Origin of the sequence: Mesorhizobium sp. M7A.F.Ca.CA.001.08.2.1, assembly GCF_003998455.1 — a bacterium.
Lineage (GTDB): Bacteria > Pseudomonadota > Alphaproteobacteria > Rhizobiales > Rhizobiaceae > Mesorhizobium > Mesorhizobium ciceri.
The window spans coordinates 1-4,953 of record NZ_RZPW01000476.1; the positions used below are offsets into that span (position 1 = coordinate 1).

The following is a 4,953-nucleotide window of genomic DNA, read 5'->3' on the forward strand; positions in this document are numbered from 1 at the left end:
GCGCTGAGCTGATCCAACCGAGGAGACGACGATGGCGCTCGAAGAATTCAAGGCCCGGATCAGCCTGCTGCTGGAGGAGATGGTCAACCAGCCGGAAGACCAGCACGAGATCCAGGAGCAGCTGCGCGAAAAGCTACGGGAAATGCGCGCCATGGGCTTGCCGCTGCCGGCTGACCTCGTCGAGTTGGAAAAACGCCTCGACGACGATTTCTACGCCGCCGGGACCTGAACCGGAAAACCGCAAGCTTCCTTCACCTCATCGTGTGCCGTGGAACGATCGACGAAACCGGTCGTTCCTGTTTTCACGCCCGAACATTGGAGGACCGAATGATGCGTTTTGCCGGCCCGGCACTTTCCGCCGCACTGTTTGTCTCGACCGCTTCATTCGCCCAGCAGGCGGACGAGCCGGTGCTGAAGGGCGCGGCTGCCTTCGGCGACTGGCGAGCGGACAAGCCGGGCACCCGCCGGCTGATCAGACCGGATGATCTGCCCAAGCCCAATGCCACCCGGTCGACCTCGAACAGCGCCGGCATCGCGGACATGCCGGCAGACGCGAAGCTGCAACTGCCGCCGGGGTTCTCGGCCGAGCTGGTTGCATCGGGCATCGACAATCCACGCGTCGTGCGCGTCGCACCGAATGGCGACCTGTTCGTCGCCGACAGCAAAGCCAACCAGGTCCGCATCTATCGCCTCGCCGAAGGCAGTGCGAAGCCGGCGCAGGACGGCATCTTTGCCGGCAATCTCAACCGGCCCTATGGCATTGCCTTCTATCCGCCGGGCGCTGACCCGCAATGGGTCTATGTCGCCAACAGCGACAGCATCGTGCGCTTTGCCTACCGCAATGGCGACCTGAAGGCCTCCGGCGACCCGGAAACCATCGTCGGCAACATCCCCGCCAGTCATCACTGGACCCGCGATATCGCCTTCTCGCCGGACGGCAAGACGCTTTACCTTTCGGTCGGCTCGGGATCGAATGTCGCCGAGGACATGGGCCGGGAGCCGAAAGGCGGACTCGATGCCTGGGCGAAATCGCAGCCGCTGGGTGCAGCCTGGGGTTCTGAAGACGGCCGCGCCGACGTGCTGGCCTTCGATCCCGATGGCAAGAACGGCCGCATCTTTGCCGCCGGCTTGCGCAACTGCTCGGGTATGACCGTGCAGCCGGCGACCGGCGCGCTGTGGTGCGTCGTCAACGAACGCGATGCGCTTGGCGACAATGTGCCGCCCGAATACGCGACCGTGGTCAAGGAGGGTGCTTTCTATGGCTGGCCCTGGTACTATATCGGCAACAATGAGGATCCGCGCCACAAGGGTGAGCGCCCCGATCTTGCCGGCAAAACGACCGTTCCCGATGTGCTGATGCAGGCGCATTCGGCGCCGCTCACCATCGCCTTCTACGAGGGGAAGAGCTTTCCAGCTGAATACAAGGGCGATGCGTTCGTCGCTCTGCATGGTTCATGGAACCGCGGCAACAGGACCGGCTACAAGGTGGTGCGGTTGCTGTTCAAGGACGGCAGGCCGACCGGCGCGTATGAGGATTTCATCACCGGCTTCGTGGTTTCCAACGGTGAGGTCTGGGGCCGGCCGGTCGGCGTGGCGATTGCGAGCGACGGTGCGCTGATCGTCAGCGAGGACGGCAACGGCACCATCTGGCGTGTCACCCATGGCGACGGTCCGTCCTGATCTGCTCAGGTAACGCAGGCCCCCTCACCCGGATTGCCAACCGAATTGCGAAGAGCAATTCGGGAACAATCCGACCTCTCCCCGAGGGGAGGAGTCAGCAGACGCTGGCGCCCGTCTCTTCTCCCCTCGGGGAGAAGGTGGCCGCGAAGCGGCCGGATGAGGGGGCTTCGTAAGGCGAGCCCTCGATATCTGGTGCAATAGAATCCGGCCCCAGGGAATTCAATCTTGGCCTGTCCCATACAATAAAACGCTCTGATCCGAGACCAGTGCCATGACCCTTACCGGATTCCTCGCCTATAGTGCGGCCCTCGGCATCGCCGCCGCGATTCCTGGTCCCGGCATCACCGCGCTGGTCGCCCGTGCGCTCGGCTCAGGCTTCCGCTCGTCGCTGGCGATGTCGTTTGGCCTGATGGTTGGCGACATCACCTATCTGACCGCCGTGGTGCTTGGCCTCGCCTTCGTCGCACAATCCTTCGGCATGGTTTTCCTGGCCATCAAATGGCTCGGCGTCGCCTATCTCGCCTTTCTCGGCTGGCGCTTCTGGAACAGCGGCATCACGCCCGAGACCGTCGAGGCCGGAAAAGGCAAGGGCGGCTTGCTGTCGAGCTTTGCCGCCGGCCTGACCGTTACCCTCGGCAATCCGAAGACGATGATCTTCTATCTCGCGATCACGCCGACCATCGTCGACCTGAAAACCATCACGCTGGCGGATTACGGCATCCTCGTCGCGCTGACCGTTGTCGTGCTGTTGGTGGTGCTGGTACCGTATCTGGCGCTGGCGGCCAAGGCGCGCTGGTTTCTGAAATCGCCCCGCGCGCTCAAGGCGCTGAACCGCACGGCGGCCGGCTTCATGGTCGGTGCTGCTGCAGCGATTGCCGCTCGGCAATAGAGAGCTTTCCGCCAAAGCATTTCGCAAACGGGCCTTTGCGAGAAATGCTTTTCCGGGACGGCACGGTTTTAGACACAGGTCCCACTCGGATATTTTCAGCCGACAGTCTATCTTGCGCGACCGAAGGCCCTATCTTGCCGGCTGCAATTCCACTGCCTGAAATCCTTACTCGCCTGAAGTTCTGGGAGCGAAACAAATGAACAAGTCCGCCACATCAGCCCGCGTGCCCGGCCGCGGCCGCGTCTACAATTCCATCACCGATACGATCGGCGACACGCCCCTGGTGCGGCTCGACAAGTTCGCCAGGGAAAAGGGCATCGTCGCCAATCTCATCGCCAAGCTCGAATTCTTCAATCCGATCGCCTCGGTCAAGGACCGCATCGGCGTGGCGATGATCGAGGCGCTTGAGGCATCAGGCAAGATTTCTCCCGGCAAGACAACGCTGATCGAACCGACGTCGGGCAACACCGGCATCGCGCTTGCCTTCGCCGCCGCGGCCAAGGGCTACAAGCTGATCCTGACGATGCCCGAAACAATGTCGGTCGAGCGCCGGAAAATGCTGGCGCTGCTCGGCGCCGAGCTGGTGCTGACCGAGGGTCCGAAAGGCATGAAAGGCGCCATCGCCAAGGCCGACGAACTGGCAGCGACGATCCCCAATGCGATCATCCCGCAGCAGTTCGAGAACCCGGCCAATCCGGAAATCCACCGCACGACGACGGCCGAGGAAATCTGGAACGATACGCATGGCGAGGTCGATATCTTCGTCGCCGGCATCGGCACCGGCGGCACCATCACCGGCGTCGGCCAGGTGCTGAAGAAGCGCAAGCCCTCCGTGCATGTCGTCGCCGTCGAGCCCGACTCCTCGCCGGTTCTGTCGGGCGGCCAGCCCGGCCCGCACAAGATCCAGGGCATCGGCGCCGGTTTTGCGCCCAAGATCCTCGACACGACGATCTATGACGAGATCGTCAAGGTGTCGAACGAGGATTCGGTGGCCAATGCCCGCCTCGTCGCCCGCCTCGAAGGCGTGCCGGTCGGCATCTCTTCGGGCGCCGCCCTGCAGGCGGCCATCGTCGTCGGCTCGCGGCCGGAGAACAAGGGCAAAAATCTTGTGGTGGTCATCCCGTCCTTCGCCGAGCGTTATCTGTCGACAATCCTGTTCGAGGGGCTGGGATCGTAGTCCGACGCTCCTTCGCGTCCAAGCTGGCCCGCTGAAAAAACGCGCGTGGCCGCCACCGGCGGCTTGAGCGCGACACCGCTTCCGGTTCATATCGCCCCGGCCTGCTTTGCGCGGCCGGGGGAGAATTTCATGTACAAGCTTTATACCCGTCCTGGCAGCGGCGGCTTCGTCGTCGAGGCAGCGCTGGCGTTGGCGAATGCACAGTTCGAGCAGATCGACGTGCCGAAGACCGACCGGCCCGACCCCGCCTTCCTCGACATCAGTCCGTTGAACCAGGTGCCGGTGCTGACCTTGCCGGACGGAAGCTCGATGACGGAATCGGCGGCGATCTGCATCCTGCTTGCCGAGCGTCATCCCGATGCCAATTTGGCGCCGGCAGCAGACGCGCCTGCCCGCGCCGATTTCCTGCGCTGGATGGCCTTCATGTCGTCGGTGCTCTATCCGGCGGTGCTGCGCTTCTACTACGCATACCGCTACACTGCCGATCCCGAAGGCACCAAGGCGGTCAAGCAGGCAGCCGTGGCCGAGATGGACCGTGGCTTTGCCGTTCTGGATGCCGCGCTCGAAGGCCGTGACTGGCTGGTCGGCGACCGGATGTCGCTGGCCGACATCTATCTGGTCATGCTGGTGGCCTGGCATCCCGACATCGACAGCGCGCGGACGGCATGGCCGAACATTGAACGCCTGTGGGCGCGGCTGCGCGACCATCCGCTGATGAAGACGCTCAACACCTCGCACGAGATGTGGCCGGGCTGAAGCTCAATTTCTGAGCACTGCCCGCTTTTCCTGCAGGAAGCGGCGCACCGCCGGGTCGCGCTCGAGGCCGATCGCCCGGTCATAGGCTTCGCAGGCTTGCGGTACCTGACCAAGCCTGGCCAGGAGACCGGCGCGTGCGGCCCAATAGGGCTGATAGTCATCAAGCCGTTTGTCGTCGCCCAGCACGTAGAGGGCCGCCAATCCCGCCACTGCGCCCTCGGCCTCGGCGATCGCCACCGCGCGGTTTATCGCCACCACCGGCGATCCTGCGATCGAAAGCAACGCGTCGTAGAACTCGCGGATCGCCGCCCAGTCGGTGCGGCCGGTCAGCCGTCGTGCCGCATGCGCGGACTGCACGGCCGCCTCAAGCTGGTAGCGGCCGATGATGCCCTTGGCCGCGGCGTGGGAAAGCAGCGCCTCCGCCTCATCGATCAGGGCGCGGTCCCATAGA

At 63.9% G+C, this 4,953-nt stretch carries 5 protein-coding genes and 1 pseudogene; 5 read left to right on the plus strand and 1 reads right to left on the minus strand.

What is annotated here, in order from left to right:
- Nucleotides 1–31: 31 nt before the first annotated feature.
- The 5 genes from EN914_RS24095 to EN914_RS24115 all read left to right on the plus strand — a co-directional run bounded on the left by EN914_RS24095 (nucleotide 32) and on the right by EN914_RS24115 (nucleotide 4,502).
- On the plus strand, nucleotides 32–229 hold the full coding sequence (locus EN914_RS24095) for a hypothetical protein (RefSeq protein ID WP_013528634.1): 198 nt from the start codon (nucleotides 32–34) through the stop codon (nucleotides 227–229).
- Between the two features lie 98 nt (nucleotides 230–327).
- Complete coding sequence (locus tag EN914_RS24100) at nucleotides 328–1,680, plus strand: sorbosone dehydrogenase family protein (protein ID WP_024502186.1); 1,353 nt, start codon at nucleotides 328–330, stop codon at nucleotides 1,678–1,680.
- A 271-nt stretch (nucleotides 1,681–1,951) separates the two neighbouring features.
- A complete protein-coding gene (locus EN914_RS24105) occupies nucleotides 1,952–2,569 on the plus strand; it encodes a LysE family translocator (RefSeq protein ID WP_013528636.1) in 618 nt (205 codons plus the stop codon).
- Nucleotides 2,570–2,765: 196 nt separating this feature from the next.
- Complete coding sequence (gene cysK, locus EN914_RS24110; protein ID WP_013528637.1) at nucleotides 2,766–3,746, plus strand: cysteine synthase A; 981 nt, start codon at nucleotides 2,766–2,768, stop codon at nucleotides 3,744–3,746.
- A gap of 129 nt (nucleotides 3,747–3,875) precedes the next feature.
- Nucleotides 3,876–4,502, plus strand: a complete 627-nt coding sequence (locus EN914_RS24115) for a glutathione S-transferase family protein (protein ID WP_024502187.1) — start codon at nucleotides 3,876–3,878, stop codon at nucleotides 4,500–4,502.
- Nucleotides 4,503–4,505: 3 nt separating this feature from the next.
- Here the strand turns inward: EN914_RS24115 and EN914_RS24120 are convergent.
- Nucleotides 4,506–4,953: pseudogene (locus tag EN914_RS24120) on the minus strand (RNA polymerase subunit sigma-70); the annotation flags it as partial.

What these genes read in the sequence shown, in the direction of transcription:
- EN914_RS24095 (WP_013528634.1), top strand. Translation starts at nt 32, where the DNA reads ATGGCGCTCGAAGAATTCAAGGCCCGGATCAGCCTGCTGCTGGAGGAG.
- EN914_RS24100 (WP_024502186.1), top strand. Translation starts at nt 328, where the DNA reads ATGATGCGTTTTGCCGGCCCGGCACTTTCCGCCGCACTGTTTGTCTCG.
- EN914_RS24105 (WP_013528636.1), top strand. Translation starts at nt 1,952, where the DNA reads ATGACCCTTACCGGATTCCTCGCCTATAGTGCGGCCCTCGGCATCGCC.
- cysK (WP_013528637.1), top strand. Translation starts at nt 2,766, where the DNA reads ATGAACAAGTCCGCCACATCAGCCCGCGTGCCCGGCCGCGGCCGCGTC.
- EN914_RS24115 (WP_024502187.1), top strand. Translation starts at nt 3,876, where the DNA reads ATGTACAAGCTTTATACCCGTCCTGGCAGCGGCGGCTTCGTCGTCGAG.